This window comes from Nonomuraea sp. NPDC001699, from assembly GCF_053596455.1.
Map to the genome: position 1 here is coordinate 668,576 of NZ_JBSFGF010000001.1, position 16,485 is coordinate 685,060.

16 protein-coding genes, 1 tRNA gene, 1 pseudogene and 1 riboswitch are annotated in these 16,485 nt (G+C 71.7%); of the genes and pseudogenes, 9 read left to right on the forward strand and 9 right to left on the reverse strand.

What is annotated here, in order from left to right; translation table 11 throughout:
- Positions 1-26: 26 nt before the first annotated feature.
- Both ACWCSU_RS03205 and sigJ read right to left on the reverse strand, forming a co-directional pair.
- Positions 27-1,247, reverse strand: coding sequence for an NAD(P)/FAD-dependent oxidoreductase (locus ACWCSU_RS03205; protein ID WP_449933226.1), 1,221 nt, complete (start codon positions 1,245-1,247; stop codon positions 27-29).
- Between the two features lie 91 nt (positions 1,248-1,338).
- Positions 1,339-2,286, reverse strand: coding sequence for an RNA polymerase sigma factor SigJ (gene sigJ / locus ACWCSU_RS03210; protein WP_357694764.1), 948 nt, complete (start codon positions 2,284-2,286; stop codon positions 1,339-1,341).
- 126 nt (positions 2,287-2,412) lie between these two features.
- On the opposite strand from sigJ, the gene ACWCSU_RS03215 reads away from it, so the two are divergent.
- A complete protein-coding gene (locus ACWCSU_RS03215) occupies positions 2,413-3,273 on the forward strand; it encodes an alpha/beta fold hydrolase (protein ID WP_449933228.1) in 861 nt (286 codons plus the stop codon).
- 45 nt (positions 3,274-3,318) lie between these two features.
- Here the strand turns inward: ACWCSU_RS03215 and ACWCSU_RS03220 are convergent, their stop codons facing one another.
- Positions 3,319-6,435 carry a BTAD domain-containing putative transcriptional regulator gene (locus ACWCSU_RS03220; protein WP_449933230.1) on the reverse strand — a complete coding sequence of 1,039 codons (3,117 nt, stop codon included), beginning with the start codon at positions 6,433-6,435 and terminating at the stop codon, positions 3,319-3,321.
- A gap of 109 nt (positions 6,436-6,544) precedes the next feature.
- Between ACWCSU_RS03220 and ACWCSU_RS03225 the strand changes: the two genes are divergently transcribed.
- Positions 6,545-6,883 (forward strand): transposase, encoded by a 339-nt coding sequence (locus ACWCSU_RS03225; protein WP_449933232.1) that lies wholly within the window; start codon positions 6,545-6,547, stop codon positions 6,881-6,883.
- Positions 6,884-7,467: 584 nt separating this feature from the next.
- Here the strand turns inward: ACWCSU_RS03225 and ACWCSU_RS03230 are convergent.
- Positions 7,468-7,539: transfer RNA gene (locus ACWCSU_RS03230), tRNA-Arg, on the reverse strand.
- Between the two features lie 114 nt (positions 7,540-7,653).
- On the opposite strand from ACWCSU_RS03230, the gene ACWCSU_RS03235 reads away from it, so the two are divergent.
- From ACWCSU_RS03235 to ACWCSU_RS03250, 4 genes are all read left to right on the forward strand, one after another.
- Positions 7,654-8,040, forward strand: coding sequence for a response regulator transcription factor (locus tag ACWCSU_RS03235; protein ID WP_352349704.1), 387 nt, complete (start codon positions 7,654-7,656; stop codon positions 8,038-8,040).
- 121 nt (positions 8,041-8,161) lie between these two features.
- Positions 8,162-8,827 (forward strand): AIM24 family protein, encoded by a 666-nt coding sequence (locus tag ACWCSU_RS03240; protein ID WP_357694780.1) that lies wholly within the window; start codon positions 8,162-8,164, stop codon positions 8,825-8,827.
- A 255-nt stretch (positions 8,828-9,082) separates the two neighbouring features.
- Positions 9,083-9,382 (forward strand): ArsR/SmtB family transcription factor, encoded by a 300-nt coding sequence (locus ACWCSU_RS03245; protein WP_357694782.1) that lies wholly within the window; start codon positions 9,083-9,085, stop codon positions 9,380-9,382.
- Positions 9,372-9,884 (forward strand): YbaK/prolyl-tRNA synthetase associated domain-containing protein, encoded by a 513-nt coding sequence (locus ACWCSU_RS03250; protein WP_449933234.1) that lies wholly within the window; start codon positions 9,372-9,374, stop codon positions 9,882-9,884. The genes ACWCSU_RS03245 and ACWCSU_RS03250 overlap by 11 nt, the downstream gene beginning before the upstream one ends.
- A gap of 63 nt (positions 9,885-9,947) precedes the next feature.
- On the opposite strand, the gene ACWCSU_RS03255 is transcribed toward ACWCSU_RS03250, so the two are convergent.
- Together ACWCSU_RS03255 and ACWCSU_RS03260 are read right to left on the reverse strand one after the other, a co-directional pair.
- A complete protein-coding gene (locus tag ACWCSU_RS03255; protein WP_449933236.1) occupies positions 9,948-10,403 on the reverse strand; it encodes a cellulose binding domain-containing protein in 456 nt (151 codons plus the stop codon).
- 49 nt (positions 10,404-10,452) lie between these two features.
- A pseudogene (locus ACWCSU_RS03260) lies at positions 10,453-10,554 on the reverse strand (hypothetical protein); the annotation flags it as partial.
- A gap of 59 nt (positions 10,555-10,613) precedes the next feature.
- Here ACWCSU_RS03260 and ACWCSU_RS03265 point away from each other — a divergent pair.
- A complete protein-coding gene (locus ACWCSU_RS03265) occupies positions 10,614-10,742 on the forward strand; it encodes a hypothetical protein (RefSeq protein ID WP_449933238.1) in 129 nt (42 codons plus the stop codon).
- A 47-nt stretch (positions 10,743-10,789) separates the two neighbouring features.
- On the opposite strand, the gene ACWCSU_RS03270 is transcribed toward ACWCSU_RS03265, so the two are convergent.
- On the reverse strand, positions 10,790-11,626 hold the full coding sequence (locus ACWCSU_RS03270) for a universal stress protein (protein ID WP_357694788.1): 837 nt from the start codon (positions 11,624-11,626) through the stop codon (positions 10,790-10,792).
- A 2-nt stretch (positions 11,627-11,628) separates the two neighbouring features.
- Positions 11,629-11,979 carry a hypothetical protein gene (locus ACWCSU_RS03275; protein WP_397039923.1) on the reverse strand — a complete coding sequence of 117 codons (351 nt, stop codon included), beginning with the start codon at positions 11,977-11,979 and terminating at the stop codon, positions 11,629-11,631.
- Positions 11,980-12,038: 59 nt separating this feature from the next.
- Between ACWCSU_RS03275 and ACWCSU_RS03280 the strand changes: the two genes are divergently transcribed.
- Positions 12,039-14,282: a glycoside hydrolase family 95 protein gene (locus ACWCSU_RS03280; protein WP_449933241.1), complete on the forward strand. Its 2,244-nt coding sequence runs from the start codon at positions 12,039-12,041 to the stop codon at positions 14,280-14,282.
- On the opposite strand, the gene ACWCSU_RS03285 is transcribed toward ACWCSU_RS03280, so the two are convergent.
- A complete protein-coding gene (locus ACWCSU_RS03285) occupies positions 14,242-14,862 on the reverse strand; it encodes a class I SAM-dependent methyltransferase (RefSeq protein WP_449933243.1) in 621 nt (206 codons plus the stop codon). The genes ACWCSU_RS03280 and ACWCSU_RS03285 overlap by 41 nt on opposite strands.
- 35 nt (positions 14,863-14,897) lie before the next feature.
- A riboswitch (TPP riboswitch) is annotated at positions 14,898-15,010 on the forward strand.
- Between ACWCSU_RS03285 and thiC the strand changes: the two genes are divergently transcribed.
- On the forward strand, positions 15,003-16,481 hold the full coding sequence (gene thiC / locus ACWCSU_RS03290) for a phosphomethylpyrimidine synthase ThiC (protein WP_449933245.1): 1,479 nt from the start codon (positions 15,003-15,005) through the stop codon (positions 16,479-16,481). Its footprint overlaps the riboswitch before it by 8 nt.
- Positions 16,482-16,485: the final 4 nt, after the last annotated feature.

The window sequence follows — 16,485 nt, forward strand, 5'->3', positions numbered from 1 at the left end:
TCGGCGGGACCCGCCGCCGTCGCGTTCTATGCCCGTGCCTTGGCGGCCGGGCCCGTCGTGGTGCTCGGGCGGGTGACCCGGCGGCGGCGGGCCGGGAGGCCCAGCATCGGGTTGGCGACCCCCCACGCCGCCCCCTTGCAGACCAGCTCCTTGTAGACGGCGGCGGTCCGCCCGGTCAGCACCGTGGGCACGGTGCGGTCGTCGGCGGTGACGAACTGGATCAGCCCGTTGTCCCGGCCCAGCGAGACGCACTGGTTGAAGTAGCGCAGCGGCGTGTTCGGCAGCTTCCCGCCGGTCAGCCGCGCCGCGATCGAGTCGGCGGCCTGCCAGGCGGTCGGGATGCCCGACGCGCACGACATCCGCAGGGGCTTGTCGCCGGGGCCCATCGCCATGGCGGCGTCGCCGACGGCGTACACGTCCGGGTGCGAGACCGAGCGCATCGTCCGGTCGACCACGATCTGGCCGCTTTCGGTGACCTCCAGCGTGGTCGCCCGCGGGATCGGGTGCACGGCGAAGCCGGCCGTCCAGACGGTCACCGCGGCCGGGATGGGCTCGCCGGCGGTGATGACGCGGTCGGCCTCGACCGCGGTGACGGTGGTGTGCTCGTGCACGCTCACCCCGAGCCCGGTCAGGACCTTCCGCACGTGCGCGCGGCCCTTCGGCGAGAGCCAGTCGCCGAGCCCGCCGCGGGCGGCCAGGGCGACGTCGAGGTCCGGACGGGCCTCGGCGATCTCGGCCACGGTCTCCAGCCCGGTGAGCCCGCCGCCGACGACGACCACGCTCTGCCCCGCGTCGAGCCCGGCCAGCCGCTCGCGCAGCCGCAGCGCCCCCGGACGGCCGGCGATGTCGTGGGCGTGCTCGGCGGTCCCGGGCACGGCCTCGGCGTCCCAGCCGCTGCCGAGCGCGTAGACCAGCGTGTCGTAGGCCAGCTCCTCGGCGCCGCCGGCGCTGCCGGTGCCCGTGCTGGTGCCCGTGCTGGTCACGGTGACGGTGCGGCGGTCGGCGTCGAGGCCGGTGACCGTCCCGAGCCGCAGCTCGACGCCGGTGCCCGCGAACATCTCGCGGAACGGCCGGGGCCTGAGGTCCTGGCCGGTGGCCACCTGGTGCATGCGGACGCGTTCGACGAAGTCGGGCTCGGCGTTGACGAGGGTGATGGCGACGTCCTCGTGGCGCAGCCGCCTGGCGAGACGGCCGGCGACGACGGCTCCGGTGTAGCCGGCTCCGAGGACGATGATGCGGTGCTGCATTTCCTCGCTCCTGTCTGACGCGGGTTCGCCACCTGAACCGGACGGCCCGCGCTTTCCTGACAGGATCACGATGTGAAGCGCGTCACACCTCTCACCAGGAGGCTCTGAGCAGCGGCTCCCCGTGGTCCGTGGCGGCCCACTGCGCGGTCGCGCGGGCGAGCTTGTCGGGGTTGACCTGGTTGCGGAACGCGGCGATGCCCTCGGTGGTGATCTCCATGCACATGACGCCGACGACCTGGCCGTCCACGACCGCGACGACGGCCGGCTCGCCGTTGGCCGTCCAGACGTGGATCTCGGGTGAGCCGCCGACCAGGGCGCGCTTGGCCTTGCCGGGCTTGAGCAGGCCCCACAGGAACTTCGCGACCGCGACGGCGCCTTCGAACGCCTTGGCGCGGGCCGGGACCTTGCCGCCGCCGTCGCCGATCGCGATGGCGTCCTGGGTGAGCAGGCGTACCAGCGGCTCGGTCTGCCCGTTGCCGGCGGCGGCCAGGAACTCCTCGACGATCCGCCGGGCGGTGGCCTCGTCGACCTCCGTACGGGCCCTGCCGTCGGCGACGTGCTTCTTGGCGCGGTGGAAGATCTGCTGGCTGGCCGCCTCGGTGAGGTCGAGGATCTCGGCGATCTCCCGGTGGGAGTGGTCGAAGGCCGTCCGCAGCACGTAGACCGCCCGCTCGTTGGGGGAGAGGCGTTCCATCAGGGTGAGGACGGCGTACGAGACCGACTCGCGCTGCTCGGCGGTGTCGGCCGGGCCGAGCATCGGGTCCCCGGCGAGCAGCGGCTCGGGCAGCCACTGGCCCACGTACGTCTCGCGGCGCGCCCGCGCGGAGCCGAGCTGGTTGAGGCACAGGTTGGTGAGCACCTTCGTCAGCCACGCCTCGGGAACCTCGACGCGCCCGGCGTCGGCGGCCTGCCAGCGCAGGAACGTCTCCTGCACGGCGTCCTCGGCCTCCGCGGCCGAGCCGAGCAGGCGATAGGCGATGGCCTCCAGGCGGGGTCTGGCGGTCACGAACCGGTCGACGTCGTCCGCGGTCAAAGGCATGGCCCGATCCTAGAACGTCCCCGTATGCGGCGGGTCGCCGGTTCGGCACCTGTGACCGTCCGTCGCTTGCCGGGCGTCGCGACCCGGGCCGCGTTGATCGGCGGCGGCCGTGGGTAGAGGCGGCCGATGTTCGACGACTTCGCGACCGGCATGATCGACGTGGGCGAGACTGAACTGTTCGTCCGGTACGGCGGCTCGGGCTCGCCCGTCCTGCTGCTCCACGGCCACCCCCGTACCCACGCGACCTGGCACCGCGTCGCCCCCCTCCTGGCCCCGCACCACACGGTGGTCTGCCCCGACCTGCGCGGGTACGGCCGCTCGGGCAAGCCGCCCACCACCCCCGACCACGCGCCCTACTCCAAGCGCGCGATGGCCCGCGACATGGTCGCCGTCATGCGCTCGCTGGGCCACGAACGGTTCGCCGTCGCCGGCCACGACCGCGGCGCCTACGTGGCCCACCGCCTGGCCGCCGACCACCCCGACGCCGTCACCCGCCTGGTCGTGATGGACGGCATCCCCATCGGCGAGGCGCTGGCCAGGGCCGACGCCCGGTTCGCCGCGTCCTGGTGGCACTGGTTCTTCCTCGGCCAGACCGCCAAGCCCGCCGAACGCGTCATCAACGCCGACCCCGACGCCTGGTACAAGGGCACCGCCGAGCAGATGGGCCAGGAGGCGTACGAGGACTACCGCCGGGCCGTCCACGACCCGGAGACCGTGCACGCGATGTGCGAGGACTACCGCGCCGGCCTGACCGTGGACCGCGCGGCCGACGACGCCGACCGCGCCGCCGCCCGCCGCCTCACCTGCCCGACCCTGTTCCTCTGGACGTCCAAGGACGACATGGAGGATCTGTACGGCGACCCGCTGGCGATCTGGCGCACCTGGGCCGACGACGTGACCGGCCACCCGATCGACAGCGGCCACCACGTGGCCGAAGAGGCCCCGGACGCCCTCGCCGCCTCCCTGCTGACCTTCCTGCACGAATGACGACCTCACGGACCCGCCTCCCCGCTCAACCCCGGACAGATCCGCTCAGCCCACGTCAACCCCCGACGGGTCTGCGCAGAGCGCCAGGAGCCGGTCCATCGCCTCCTGCCGCGGCAGGTCCGCGCCGCGCCGGTACGCCTCCAGGTAGCCTGCGTCACCGAGCCGCCCGGTCAGGACGGGAACCAGCCGGCCCAGATCGGGGTCGCCCTCGTCGAAGACGCCCCTGATCACATGGCTCATGCCGAGCGCCGTCGCGGCCCCCGCATGGTCGCCTTCCAGCCCGAGCAGCCTGGCCACCAGCTCCGCGCCCCGGGCCATGGCGTTGGCGTTGGTGTTCCCGAGCACGCCGCGCAGCGCCCGGGGCAGCAGCTCGCGCGCCCGCTCCGCGGCCCCCTCGGTCACCAGGACGGCCATCCGGGAGGACACGATCACGTCGCCGTTCAGCGCGGGCGGGCCGGGCAGCCGGTGGGCGACCGCCTCCAGCTCGTCCACGGCCTGATGGGCCCGGTCCAGGTCGCCGGCGTGGCGGTGCACCTCGGCGAGCGGGAACAGCATGCTGGCCTCCAGCCTCCGGTGGCCGTGCTCGCGTCCCTGGCGCCGCGCGGCGTGGACGTCGTGCAGCGCGCCGTCCAGGTCGCCGCCGCGCATGCGGTTCTGGGCGAGGTGCGACTTGGTGATGAAGAGGTGTTCCTCGGTGCCGAGCTCGGAGGCGATCGCGACGGCGCGCTCGCAGGCCGCGACCGCGCTGTCGTGCTCGCCGCGCAGGCCGTGGACGCGGCTCTGCCGCACCAGGCTCATCACCAGCCCCCAGCGGTCGCCGACCTGCTGGAACAGGCGCAACGCCGCCTCCCTGTGGCCGGCGCCGGTCTCCTGGTCGCCCTGTTCCGTGAGGCGGAAGTCGTAGGCCCAGTGGGCGCTGGCGCGCACCCAGGGGTCGGGGGAGTCCAGGGCCTCCAGGTCTCCGGCGTCCTGGGTGGTGAGCTTGGAGAGGCGGAGCAACGGCAGCGCGTTGTGGTACTTCGTCACCCCGGGACGGCTGAGGTTCTCGCGGACCTCCTGCCCGCCTCGCCGGCCCGCCGTCGACCGCACCACCTCGAAGGCGGTACGCGCGTCCGCCGGCAGCTCTTCGCCGAACGCCAGCACCTCGCCCAGGAACGCGTCGGACTCGGTGGACATCCCGCGCATGCCCCAGTACCAGATCATGGACCTGACGAACCGGGCGGACGTGGCCGCGTCGCCCGCCTCGATGGCCGTCCGCAGCACGGCGACCAGGTTGTCGTGCTCGGCGTCGAAGACCTCGACGGCCCGCAGCTGGTCCCGGGTACGCAGCAGCGGCTCGTTCTCCTCGGCCAGCGCCAGGAAGTAGTCGCGGAACCGGTCGTTGATCGGCTCGGCGAGCCGGTCCGCCGCGTAGGCGCGAACGGTCTCCAGCATCCAGTACCTGTCGCCGTCCTGCTGGATCATGGACTTCTCGACCAGTGCGCTCGCGACGTACACCATGTCGGCGGCGGACAGGGACGCGTCGGAGCAGATCTCCTCCAGCGCGGCCAGGTCGGCGCCGCCGGGGAAGGCGGCCAAGCGGGCGGCCAGCACCCGTTCGGGCTCCTCCAGCAGGTCCCAGCTCCACTCCACCAGCGCGAGCAGCGTGCGCTGACGTGGCAGCGCGGTCCTGCTCCCCGAGGTGAGCAGGCGGAACCGATCGTCCAGGCGCCGGGCGATCTGCGCCACGCTCATCGCCCGCAGCTTGGCCGCGGCCAGTTCGAGCGCCAGCGGCATGCCGTCCAGGCGGCGGCAGATCTCCACCGTGTGCCCCAGCGTGGCCTGGTCGAGCGCGAACCCCTGGCGCACCCTGCCCGCCCGCTCGACGAACAGCCGCACGGCGTCCGACTCGGCGGCCTCGGCCAGGTCCGCGTCCGCCACGGGCAGGTCGAGCGGGCCGAGGTGGCACAGGGCCTCGCCGTTGATCGCCAGCGCCTCCCTGCTGGTGGCCAGGACGCGCAGCTGCGGAAGCCGGCCGAGCAGCTGCTCGGCGAGCTGCGCGGCCGCCTCCACCAGGTGCTCGCAGTTGTCCAGCACCAGTACGGCCGGGCCGACGTCGAGCTGGGCCGCCAGCCGGGCCGTGGCGGGAGCCTGCGGCTTGAACCCGCCCTCGAACAGGCCGCCGCAGGCGCTGAGCACCGCGTCCGCGATCTGGTCCGGCTGGGTGACCCCGGCGAGCGAGACGAACCACGTGCGCTCCTCGACGTGGTCGGCGGCCTCCATCGCCAGCCTGGTCTTGCCCGCGCCACCCGGTCCGACGATCGTCACCAGCCGCGCGCCGGCCAGCAGCCGGGCGAGCTCGCCGAGCTCACGTTCCCGGCCGACGAAGGTGGTCAGCCTGGCCGGGAGCCGGCTGGGCGCGGACGGTGGCCGTACGGACGGACGGTTCAGCTCCCCGCGCAGCAGGGCGAGGTGGACCGCGCGCAGCTCGGGCGAGGGATCGACGCCCAGCTCGTCGCCGAGCCTGCCGCGGACCTCGTCGTACACCGCCAGCGCCTCCGACTGGCGCCCGGCGGCCGACAGGGCCCGGATACGCAGTTCGGCCAGGCGCTCGCTCAGCGGGCGGGCGACGGCCGCGACGCGCAGGTCGGCCAGCACCTCGGAGTGGCGACCGAGCCGCACCTCCGCGTCGAAGAAGTCCTCGGCGACGGCGGCGCGCAACTCCTCCAACCGGGCCGCCACATCACGGGCGAACGCGGCCTCCAGCACGTCCGCCAGCGCGTCGCCCCGCCATTGGTCCAGAGCGGTCCGGAGCAAGGTCGAGGCTTCCTCCGGCCTGCCGGCCGCGAGCTCCCGCCTGGCCTGCCCGGCAAGCTGCTCGAACCGATGCGTGTCCACGTCCTCGGGACGCACCGGCAACCGGTATCCACCGGCCACCAGCTCCACGGACTCCGGCCCGCCCAACATCCTGCGCAGCCGCGAGACCAGCCCGTGCAACGCGTTGGCGACCCCGGCCGGGGGCTCCTCGCCCCAGATGCAGTCGATCAGAACGTCCGCCGGCACCGGCCGTCCGGCCTCCAGCGCGAGCCGCGCCAGCAACATCCGCAGCCGCGCGCCGGGGAGGTCGATCGGGGAGGCGTCGTCGGACGTGGCCGCAACAGGACCAAGGAGGGAAATCTGCACCCGGCCACCTTCCCACCTGCCCCTCCCCGAACAACCGCCGCACCCCGCCTCACGGGACAGGCTCCCACAGGACGTAGCCATCGCCCCGATCGCGACCAGGGTGGACGGCGTGGTCCGCGCCGACAAGGCGTATTCCTCCCGCGCGATCCGGCAGCAGCTGCGCGCTCGCAAGATCCGGTGCTCCATTCCCGAACCGGCCGACCGCATCGCCGCCCGGCAACGGCGCGGCAGCCGCGGTGGACGTCCTCCGTCCTTCGATGCGGCCGACTACCGCGCCCGCTCAGCCGTCGAGTGCGGCATCAATCGGCTCAAACGCCATCGCGGCATCGCCACCGGTACAACAAACTCGCCGTCCGCTACGAAGCCACCGTCCACATCGCTGCCATCAACGACTGGCTCACGATCCTTTGAGACACGGCCTAGCCCCGGGCGCTCGCGGGGAAGTTGAGCCGAGCTGATCGTTCACATGAGAAACGTGCCTTTGAGCTGGGAGGACGGGGCTTGTCCAGAGTCCTGTCCACGCCAGATTAGAAGGCACCATTGGAGTGGAGACCATCGCGTCCCAGCGCAAGATCGTGGTGTCCGCAGACGGTTCGGGGCTCGCCTCCCACGCAGGCGCCCTGCAACTGCTCCGCACCCTCCGCGTCACCGGCCTGGACCAAGCGTTGTCCACCCGGCTGCAGCGCCGGCGACCTGCCCGGGGCCGTCCACGACCGCGGCAAGGTCATCGCCGACCTGGCCCTCAGCCTGGCTCTCGGCGGTATCTGCCTGGCCGACATCATACGGCTGCGCTCCCAGCCCGACCTGGTCGGGCACGTCGCCTCCGACCTCACCGTCTCCCGGCTGATCGACCGCCTCCCCGCCGTGTGCCCCTGTGCCAGCAAGGGGCTGACAGCTACCTGTCGTGGCCTACAACTGGCCCACAACCAGCTAGCGTCAACGAGAACGGGCGGGACTCCGTGAGACTGGAGGCCCGCCCGTTCCTGTGATGTTTGCGCTGGTCAGCGACCTGAGTCGCTGATCAAGATTGTGTGCCCCCTGTAGGATTCGAACCTACGCACCCGGCTCCGGAGGCCGGTGCTCTATCCCCTGAGCTAAGGGGGCGACGAGTGATAAGGCTATCAGCATCTGGAGACCACTCGGCACCAGATAACGCTCCCTGAACGCATCCCGCGAAAACCCCACGTGACCGCCCCGCTACGGGCTAACTTTGCGCCCGTGAGCGACGTTCTTGGCAAAGTACTGGTCGTGGATGACGACGAGGTCATCCGGCAGCTCATCGCGGTCAACCTGAACCTGGAGGGGTTCGAGGTGTCGACCGCCACCGATGGGCAGGACTGTCTGGATCGGGTGATGGACGTCATGCCGGACGTGATCACGCTGGACGTGATGATGCCCTGCCTGGACGGGTGGGCGACGGCGGAGAAGTTGCGTACGGAGGAGGCGACCAGTCACATCAAGGTCGTCCTGATCACGGCGCGGGCGCAGGACGATGACCGGAGGCGGGGGCTGGGGATCGGGGTCGACGCGTACCTGACCAAGCCGTTCGACCCGGCCGAGCTCATTCAGGTGGTACGGGAACTCGCTTCCGGGGCTCCGAGTTGATGGGGTTGTAGAAGGCGCTGGGGCGGAGTGCCGGAGGTGGTGGAGAGCGGCGGGGTGGCGCCGCTCGGGCCGCGTCCGGGTGCACGTCGGCGGCGACGACCATCGACGTGAGAGGTGCGACGTGCGTAGTTCGATCTTCGGCAACCTCGATGCCCAGCCGCTTCCCGGCGGGTTCGCGCTGGAGAACCGCAAGATGTTGCGGGTTCAGTTGCCGCACGAGGTGCTGGCCAAGCAGGGGTCCATGGTCGCCTTCCAGGGGCAGATGGACTTCGACTACGAGGGCGCCGGCGGGATCGGCCGGTTGCTCAAGAAGGCCGTGACGGGGGAGGGCACCTCCCTGATGCGGGTACGCGGCCAGGGGCTGCTCTATCTGGCGGACAATGCCGACGACATCCACCTTTTCTACCTGGAGAACGAGGGGCTGACGGTCAACGGGCGGAACCTGTTGGCGTTCGGGCCGGAGCTCAGGTGGGACATCCAGCGGGTTCAGGGGGCCGGGGTCGCGGCCGGCGGGTTGTTCAACACCACGGTGACCGGCACCGGGTGGGTGGCGGTGACCACGCACGGCACGCCGGTGCTGCTGGACGTGGCGAGGATGCCGACGTTCGTGGACGGGCAGGCGGCGGTGTGCTGGAGCACGGGGTTGCAGGTCGGGGTCAACCGCACGATGAAGGCGGGGGCGTTGATCGGGCGGGGGAGCGGGGAGGCCATGCAACTGGCGTTCCGGGGGCAGGGATTCGTGCTGGTGCAGGCCAGCGAAGGGGCGCCGGTGGTGCAGGCGTCGTGAGGCATGCGCGGCCGTGGTGCATGTCCGGCCGACGGTGGTGCAGTTGTCCGGCCGACTTGTACGGCTGCCGGGAAGCTTGTGCGGTTGCCGAGGAGGCAGTGGCCTGCGGCTGCCGGGACGCTTGTGCGGTTGCCGAGGAGGCAGTGGCCTGCGGCGGCAGGGGAGTGCGTGTGGGCGCCGAGGGCAGGTGCCGGTTCTACGTCAGGTGGCGGTTCGGGCGTGGACAGGTAATTAGCTAATTGCCATACTGGCTCGGTGGATGTGGATCTGGTCAAGGCGCTGGCCAGCGACAAACGGCTGCTCATCCTTGAGTGGCTGCGCGACCCCGAGCGGCACTTCCGCCCACAGCGCGACGGCGACCTCGTACGGGACGGCGTCTGTTCGCTGTTCATCGCCGAGAAGCTGGGCGTGAGCCAGCCCACCTGCGGCGAGCACCTCAAGGTGCTGGCCAAGGCGGGGCTGATCCGGGGCACGAAGATCAGGCAATGGGTCTTCTACCAGCGCGACGAGGACCGGATCGCCAAGGTCAAGGAGATGTTGAGCAGTGACTGGTGACTCGGCCGACGCCTACGAACGTCTGATCGCCGATCTCGATGCCGGCGGGGCACGCTACCGGGTGATCGACCATCCGGCGGAGGGCCGTACCGAGCTGGTGAGCGCCCTGCGGGGGCACGGTGTGGAGCAGGCGGCCAAGTGCCTGATCGTGATGGTCAAGGTGGGCAAGAAGGTGACCCGGCACGTGCTGGCCGTCGTGCCGGGGGATGCGCGGCTGGATCTGCAGGCGGTCAAGGGGCTGCTGGAGGGCACGTACGTGGCCTTCGCCGACAAGGACAGGGCGGAGGAGCTGGCGGGGAGCGTCAGCGGGACGGTGTTGCCGTTCAGCTTCGACCCTCGTCTTGAGCTGGTGGTCGATCCTTCGCTGCTGGAGCTGCCGGAGATCTACTTCAACGCCGCGCGGCTCGACCGGTCGCTGGTGCTGGCCACCGACGACTACGTCCGGCTGGCCGCGCCGCGCGTGGCCACCATCGTGGCGGCGCCGGTGCCGGCCGCCAACTGAGCCCCTGCGGGGGTACCGCCCGCCGACAAAGACCGCGTGTGGGTACCGGCAACCAACCGGGCCTCAAGCGCGGGCGCAGGTGGCGGTCGGTGGGGTGTTGGTGGTGGTCCAGGAGGAGAGGAAGCCGAAGGTGGTCGTGGCGCCGGGGGCGAGGGCGCCGTTCCAGGTCTCGTTCCTGACCTGCACGGACGAGCCCGTCTGCGTGAGCCGCCCACCCCACAGCCGGCTGACCGCCTGACCGTCGGCGAACGTCCAGCCGACGTCCCAGCCGGTCACCGGGGAGGCGCCGGTGTTCGTGACGGTCACCTCGCCCTGGAAACCGTCCTGCCACTGGCCGGTGATCCGGTAGGCCGCCGCGCAGTCACCGCTCCCCGAGGTGGGGGTGGGGGAGGAAGGCGCGGAGAGGGCGGCGGTCAGGGCCGGGTACCAGGCGTCGGACATCTTCTGGTCGCCGGAGGCGTTCGGGTGCACGCCGTCGTAGGTGTCGGTGCCCGTGCTGAAGCCCGTCCACTGGTCCACCGCAGGTGGGCGGGTTCATCGGGATGATCTTGGCGACGAGGATCTTCATGGCGGGGTTGCTCGCCCGCATCTGGTTCACCAGGGTGGTGAACGCGCCCAGGATCGTCGCGGGGGCGATGTTGCTCCACACGTCGTCGGTGCCGAGGTGCATGACGACGATGTCGGGCCTGGTGGCCGAGAGCCAGCCGGGTTGGTGGCCAGGTAGCCGCCGTGACCCTCGTTGTCACCGTCGTGGGCGACGTGGTGAGGACGAGCACCGCGCCGGCCAGTGCCGGCATCGCCGTCAGTAAGGCGCTGATCCTGCGCATGTCCCCGTCGCGTGGCCTGCGCAGATGGTAGGAGCGGGCGGGGGAGACGGGGAAGGCGGCGACCTGCGGGAACGTCCCCTACACCGATGTGACTTTCACGATCGCGAGCGGGCAGGGCCCGTGGTGCAGCATGCCCTGGCTGACCGAGCCGATGAGCATGCCCTTCAGCGTGCCGTGCCCCCGGCTGCCGACGACCAGCAGGTCGGCCCCGGACGCCGCCTCGCGCAGCACCTCGACGGGATGGCCGTGCACGACGTCCTCGATCACCTCCACGCCGGGATGGCACTGCCGGGGTATGGCGAGGAACGTCCGCAGGGCCTCGCGGGTCTCGCGTTCGGCCTCAGGATCGGCGGGTTCGAAGCCCGAAGCGCGCGGCCAGGCCCAGGCCTCCACTGCGCGCAGGCGGGCGCCGCGCAGCTCGGCCTCGGCGAAGGCGAACTTCAGCGCGCGCAGGCTCCCCTCGGAGCGGTCCACACCGACCACCAGTTCCCCGCGCGGAACGGCGGGCGGGTCGCGGACCAGGACGACGTCCGTGTGGGCGTGCGCGGCCACCCCGTGGGCGACCGAGCCGAGCAGCAGCCCACGGACGCCGCCCAGGCCACGACTGCCGACGACGAGCAGTTCGGCCTGCTCGGCGGTCTTGATGAGCGCGGCGCGGGGATCGCCGGGCACGAGTTCCGTGGTCACCTCGGCGCCCTGCTCGCGGGCGTGCCGCTCGGCGGCCGCGAGCACCTCCTTGGCGCCGTCGCGCATCCACTTGCCCACCTCCGCGTACCGGCCGGAGATCGGGTGGCAGACCCAGTCGGGCACCACGTGGGCCACGGTCAGCGACACCCCGCGCAGCACTGCCTCCTTGGCGGCCCAGTCGACGGACAGCAGTCCGGTCGGCGAGCCGTCGACACCTGCGACGATCATGGTCAGGCCACGTAACATTCCACTTCGGCGCGGCGGTACGCCAAGCCCTGTCTGGTGGACTCGTCGATGCACGCGCGCTCGGTCCTGCTGAGGAGTAGTTCGCCGCAGACCGTCACGCCGGAGTACGTCCGGCAGTCGAGTGAACGGTTGCGCCGGCCGATGCGGTAGTTCTCCTGGACCGCCTGCCTGCACTTGGCGCGCAGGGCCTGCGTGTCGGCGTAGCGGCACTGGGCGGTCAGGATCCGGTACTGCTGCTTGCTCACTTCCTGCTGCTCGATGCCGTCCCCAGAGGCGGCAGCCGGTCCGATCGTGGTCAGAGCCACGATCGCGGCCACAGCGGCGATCTTCATCATAGTTCCCCTGAGGGGGTCCGTACCGCCAGGGGCGATCGTCAAACCTTAGGCTGATCGCCATGCTGACGCTCCGGTACGACGAGCCCGCCCCCGACTGGGAAGGACACGTCCTTCCGATCGGCAACGGAGCGCTCGGCGCGTGCGTGTTCGGGACCCTCGGGACGGAACGCGTCCAACTCAACGAGAAGTCGTTGTGGACCGGCGGTCCGGGGAGCGCGGGGCCCGGCGCGTCGGGCAACTGGCCCGAGGAGCGGCCCGGCGCGCTGGACGCCGTGCGCCGGATGATCGACGAGCGGGGTTCGGCCTCGCCGGAGGAAGTGGCCGGAATCCTCGGAAACCCGTCCTACAGCACGGTGGGGCACATCCCCGGGTTCGGGGCGTACCAGAACTTCGGTGAGCTGCTGCTCGACGTGACCGGTGGTTTCTCGGGCGGCTACCGGCGCACGCTCGACCTGGAGACGGCGGTGGCCGCCGTGACGTACGAGGACGCCGACGGCGTGGTGCTCACCAGGGAATATTTCGCCTCGTACCCGGCGAAGGTCATCGTCGGACGGCTGACGGCGGCACGCCCGGGGCGGGTGGGGTTCACGTTACGGTTCGGCACAGCGCACCCGGGCGGGGAGGAAGTGACCGCCGAGGCGGGACGGCTGCGCGTCCGGGGTGTGCTGGCCGACAACGGCCTGGTGTACGAGGGCCAGGTCCAGGTGCTGACCGAGGGCGGCACCCGTACGGACGAGGGCGACCGCGTCGTCGTGACCGGCGCCGACAGCGCGGTGTTCGTGTTCTCGGCGGGCACCGACCACGCGCCCGTCCATCCCGGTTACCGGGGCCCGGACCCGGCGGCGCGGGTCACGGCGGCCGTGGACGCGGCGGCGCGCCGGCCGTACGGGGAGCTGAGGGCCGAGCACGAGGCCGACCACCGGGCGCTGTTCGGCCGGGTCCGCCTGGACCTCGGCCAGATCATGCCCGACCTGCCGACCGACCGCCTGCTGGCCGGCTACGAAGGGGTCGCGAGCCCGTCCGACAAGGCGCTGGAGACGCTGTACTTCCAGTACGGCCGGTACCTGCTGATCGCCTCCTCCCGACCCGGCTCGCTGCCGGCCAACCTCCAGGGGGTGTGGAACGCGTGCAACTCGCCGCCCTGGGAGTCCGACTACCACACCAACATCAACCTCCAGATGAACTACTGGCCCGCCGAGCCGGCGAACCTGGCCGAGACGGCGGTGCCGTACCAGGAGTTCGTGGCGGGGCTGCGCGCGCCCGGACGCGAGACCGCCAGGTCGATCTTCGGCACCGAGGGATGGGTGGTGCACTCCAACACCAACCCGTTCGGGTTCACGGGGGTGCACGACTGGCCCACGTCGTTCTGGATGCCGGACGCGGCCGGCTGGCTGGTGCGCCAGCTCTACGAGCGTTACCTGTTCGACGGCGACGAGGGTTACCTGCGCGGGCACGCCTACCCGGCGATGCGCGAGGCCGCCGAGTTCTGGCTGGCCAACCTGCGTCCCGACGTGCGCGACGGCAGCCTGGTCGTCTCGCCCGCCTACTCGCCCGAGCACGGCGACTTCACCGCGGGCGCGGCCATGCCGCAGCAGATCGTCCGGGACCTGTTCGCCTGCACGGCCGAGGCCGCGCGGACGCTCGGCGTGGACGCCGAGTTCGCCGGACGGCTGCGCACGGCGGCCGACCGGCTCGATCCCGGGCTGCGCGTCGGCTCCTGGGGGCAGCTCCAGGAATGGAAGGCCGACCTCGACGACCCCGCCGACCGGCACCGGCACGTCTCCCAGCTCTACGCCCTGCACCCCGGCACGCAGCTCACCGCTCCCGAGCACTTGGCGGCGGCGCGCACGACCCTCGAAGCCCGCGGCGACGGAGGCACGGGCTGGAGCATGGCCTGGAAGGTCAACTTCTGGGCCCGGCTCAAGGACGGCGACCACGCGCTGAGCATGCTGAGCGGGCAACTGCGGTCCAGCACGCTGCCGAACCTGTGGGACACGCATCCGCCGTTCCAGATCGACGGGAACCTCGGCGCGACCGCCGGGGTGGCCGAGATGCTGCTCCAGAGCCACGCCGGCGTCGTCGAGCTGCTGCCCGCGCTGCCGTCCGCCTGGCGCGCGGGCTCCTTCGACGGGCTGCGCGCCCGCGGCGGCTTCACGGTGGGCGCGACCTGGAGGGACGGCGTGCCGGCCGAGGTCAGGCTGACGTCGGCGCGCGGCGGGACCGCCCGGCTGCGCGGCCCCGGGTTCGCGCTCGACCTGGAGACTAGGGCAGGGGAGAGCTACGCGCTGTCGCCAGCACGCTGAACCAGGTGCGGTGGGTCACGCTCGACTCGTGCCAGGCGACCGCGAACCCGGCCGAGTCCAGCGCCGTGAGCAGGTCGCCGGCGTCGCGGTGGACGAACCAGCGCTCGTACTCGGTCCGGTAGGGCACCGGCTCCCACCCCTCGCCGTCGCCCAGGGCGGTGGTCAGCGCGAGCACCCCGCCGGGGCGCAGTGTCGCGTGCCAGGCGCGCAACGTCGACTCGGTCTGCTCGGACGGCACGTGCACGAGGGCCGCGGCCGACCAGATGCCGTCCAGGGACGCGGGCGCCAGCGGCGGGTGCCGCAGATCGCCCAGGACGGTGGGAACGCCTCGCCCGGCGGCGAGAGCGGCCATCCCGATCGACAGGTCCACGCCCACGGTGGACAGGCCGCGTCCGGTGAACCAGGCCGACTCGCGCCCGGGGCCGCACCCCAGGTCGGCGACCGTGGCTCCGGCGGGAAGGGATGAGGCGAACCGTTCGCGGAAGGCCGCGAACGAAGGAAGAGGGACGGTGAACCGCTCGTCGAACTGGTTCGCGATGACGTCGTAGGTGGCGGTCGTGTGCGCAATGGGATCAGACATCCCCTTGATCCTGCCACGCGCGAGGTTATGATCGCGGTGACCAACGCGGGAGCCCGGTGTGGACCGGGCTGAGAGGACGGCTGCCAGCCGCCGACCGCCAGAACCTGCTCCGGATAATGCCGGCGAAGGGAGTTTGCGCGATGAGCGACGCGCGCTTTTCCAAGATCCACATCGGTGACCTCCAGGTGCCCATGCGCGAGGTCAGGCTGTCGAACGGCACGTCGGTGCGGCTCTACGACACCTCAGGGCCGTCGCGTACCGACCGCTCGGCGTGGGGGTCCCCGGTCACCCAGCTCGGCGCCGCGCGGCGCGGGGTGGTCACCAAGGAGATGGAGTTCGTGGCCGTCCGGGAGGGCATGACGCCCGAGTTCGTACGGCAGGAGGTCGCGGCCGGCCGGGCGGTCATCCCCGCCAACGTCAACCATCCCGAGTCCGAGCCGATGGCCATCGGCAGGAACTTCCTGGTCAAGATCAACGCCAACATCGGCAACTCGGCCGTCACCTCCTCGATCGAGGAGGAGGTCGAGAAGATGACCTGGGCCACCCGCTGGGGCGCCGACACGGTCATGGACCTGTCCACCGGGCCGAACATCCACGAGACCCGCGAGCAGATCATCCGCAGCTCGCCCGTACCGGTCGGGACCGTGCCGATCTATCAGGCGCTGGAGAAGGTGGGCGGGCGTCCGGAGGCGCTGTCGTGGGAGGTCTACCGCGACACGCTGATCGAGCAGTGCGAGCAGGGCGTCGACTACGTGACGGTGCACGCGGGCGTGCGGCTGGCGCACGTGCCGCTGACCGTCCGCCGCAGGACCGGCATCGTCTCGCGGGGCGGTGCGATCATGGCCGCCTGGTGCCTGGCCCACCACCGCGAGAGCTTCCTGTACGAGCACTTCGACGAGATGTGCGCCCTGCTGGCCCGCTACGACGTGACGTTCTCGCTGGGCGACGGCCTGCGCCCGGGGTCGATCGCGGACGCCAACGACGAGGCCCAGTTCGCCGAGCTGCGCACCCTGGGCGAGCTGACCAAGGTCGCGCACGCGCACGACGTGCAGGTGATGATCGAGGGCCCCGGCCACGTGCCCATGCACAAGATCAAGGAGAACGTCGACCTGCAGCGCGAGCTCTGCGACGACGTGCCGTTCTACACCCTCGGCCCGCTCGTCACCGACATCGCACCCGGCTACGACCACATCACCTCGGGCATCGGCGCCGCCATGATCGCCTGGTACGGCACCGCCATGCTCTGCTACGTCACCCCCAAGGAGCACCTGGGCCTGCCGAACCGGGACGACGTCAAGACCGGCGTGATCACGTACAAGATCGCGGCGCACGCGGCGGACCTGGCCAAGGGCCACCCGCAGGCCCAGGCATGGGACGACGCGCTCTCGGAGGCCCGGTTCGAGTTCCGCTGGGAGGACCAGTTCGACCTGTCGCTCGACCCGGACACCGCCCGCGCCTTCCACGACGAGACCCTGCCCGCCGCGCCCGCCAAGACCGCGCACTTCTGCTCGATGTGCGGCCCGAAGTTCTGCTCGATGAAGCTCAGCCACGAGGTACGGGCGGGCATGGCCGACAAGGCGGCCGAGTTCACCCGGAAGGGCGGCACGATCTACCTGTAGCCCG

Coding starts and splice junctions, on each gene's coding strand:
- ACWCSU_RS03275 (WP_397039923.1), bottom strand. CDS start 11,979: ATGATGAAGATCGCCGCTGTGGCCGCGATCGTGGCTCTGACCACGATC.
- ACWCSU_RS03270 (WP_357694788.1), bottom strand. CDS start 11,626: ATGATCGTCGCAGGTGTCGACGGCTCGCCGACCGGACTGCTGTCCGTC.
- ACWCSU_RS03215 (WP_449933228.1), top strand. CDS start 2,413: ATGTTCGACGACTTCGCGACCGGCATGATCGACGTGGGCGAGACTGAA.
- ACWCSU_RS03285 (WP_449933243.1), bottom strand. CDS start 14,862: ATGTCTGATCCCATTGCGCACACGACCGCCACCTACGACGTCATCGCG.
- ACWCSU_RS03280 (WP_449933241.1), top strand. CDS start 12,039: ATGCTGACGCTCCGGTACGACGAGCCCGCCCCCGACTGGGAAGGACAC.
- thiC (WP_449933245.1), top strand. CDS start 15,003: ATGAGCGACGCGCGCTTTTCCAAGATCCACATCGGTGACCTCCAGGTG.
- ACWCSU_RS03205 (WP_449933226.1), bottom strand. CDS start 1,247: ATGCAGCACCGCATCATCGTCCTCGGAGCCGGCTACACCGGAGCCGTC.
- sigJ (WP_357694764.1), bottom strand. CDS start 2,286: ATGCCTTTGACCGCGGACGACGTCGACCGGTTCGTGACCGCCAGACCC.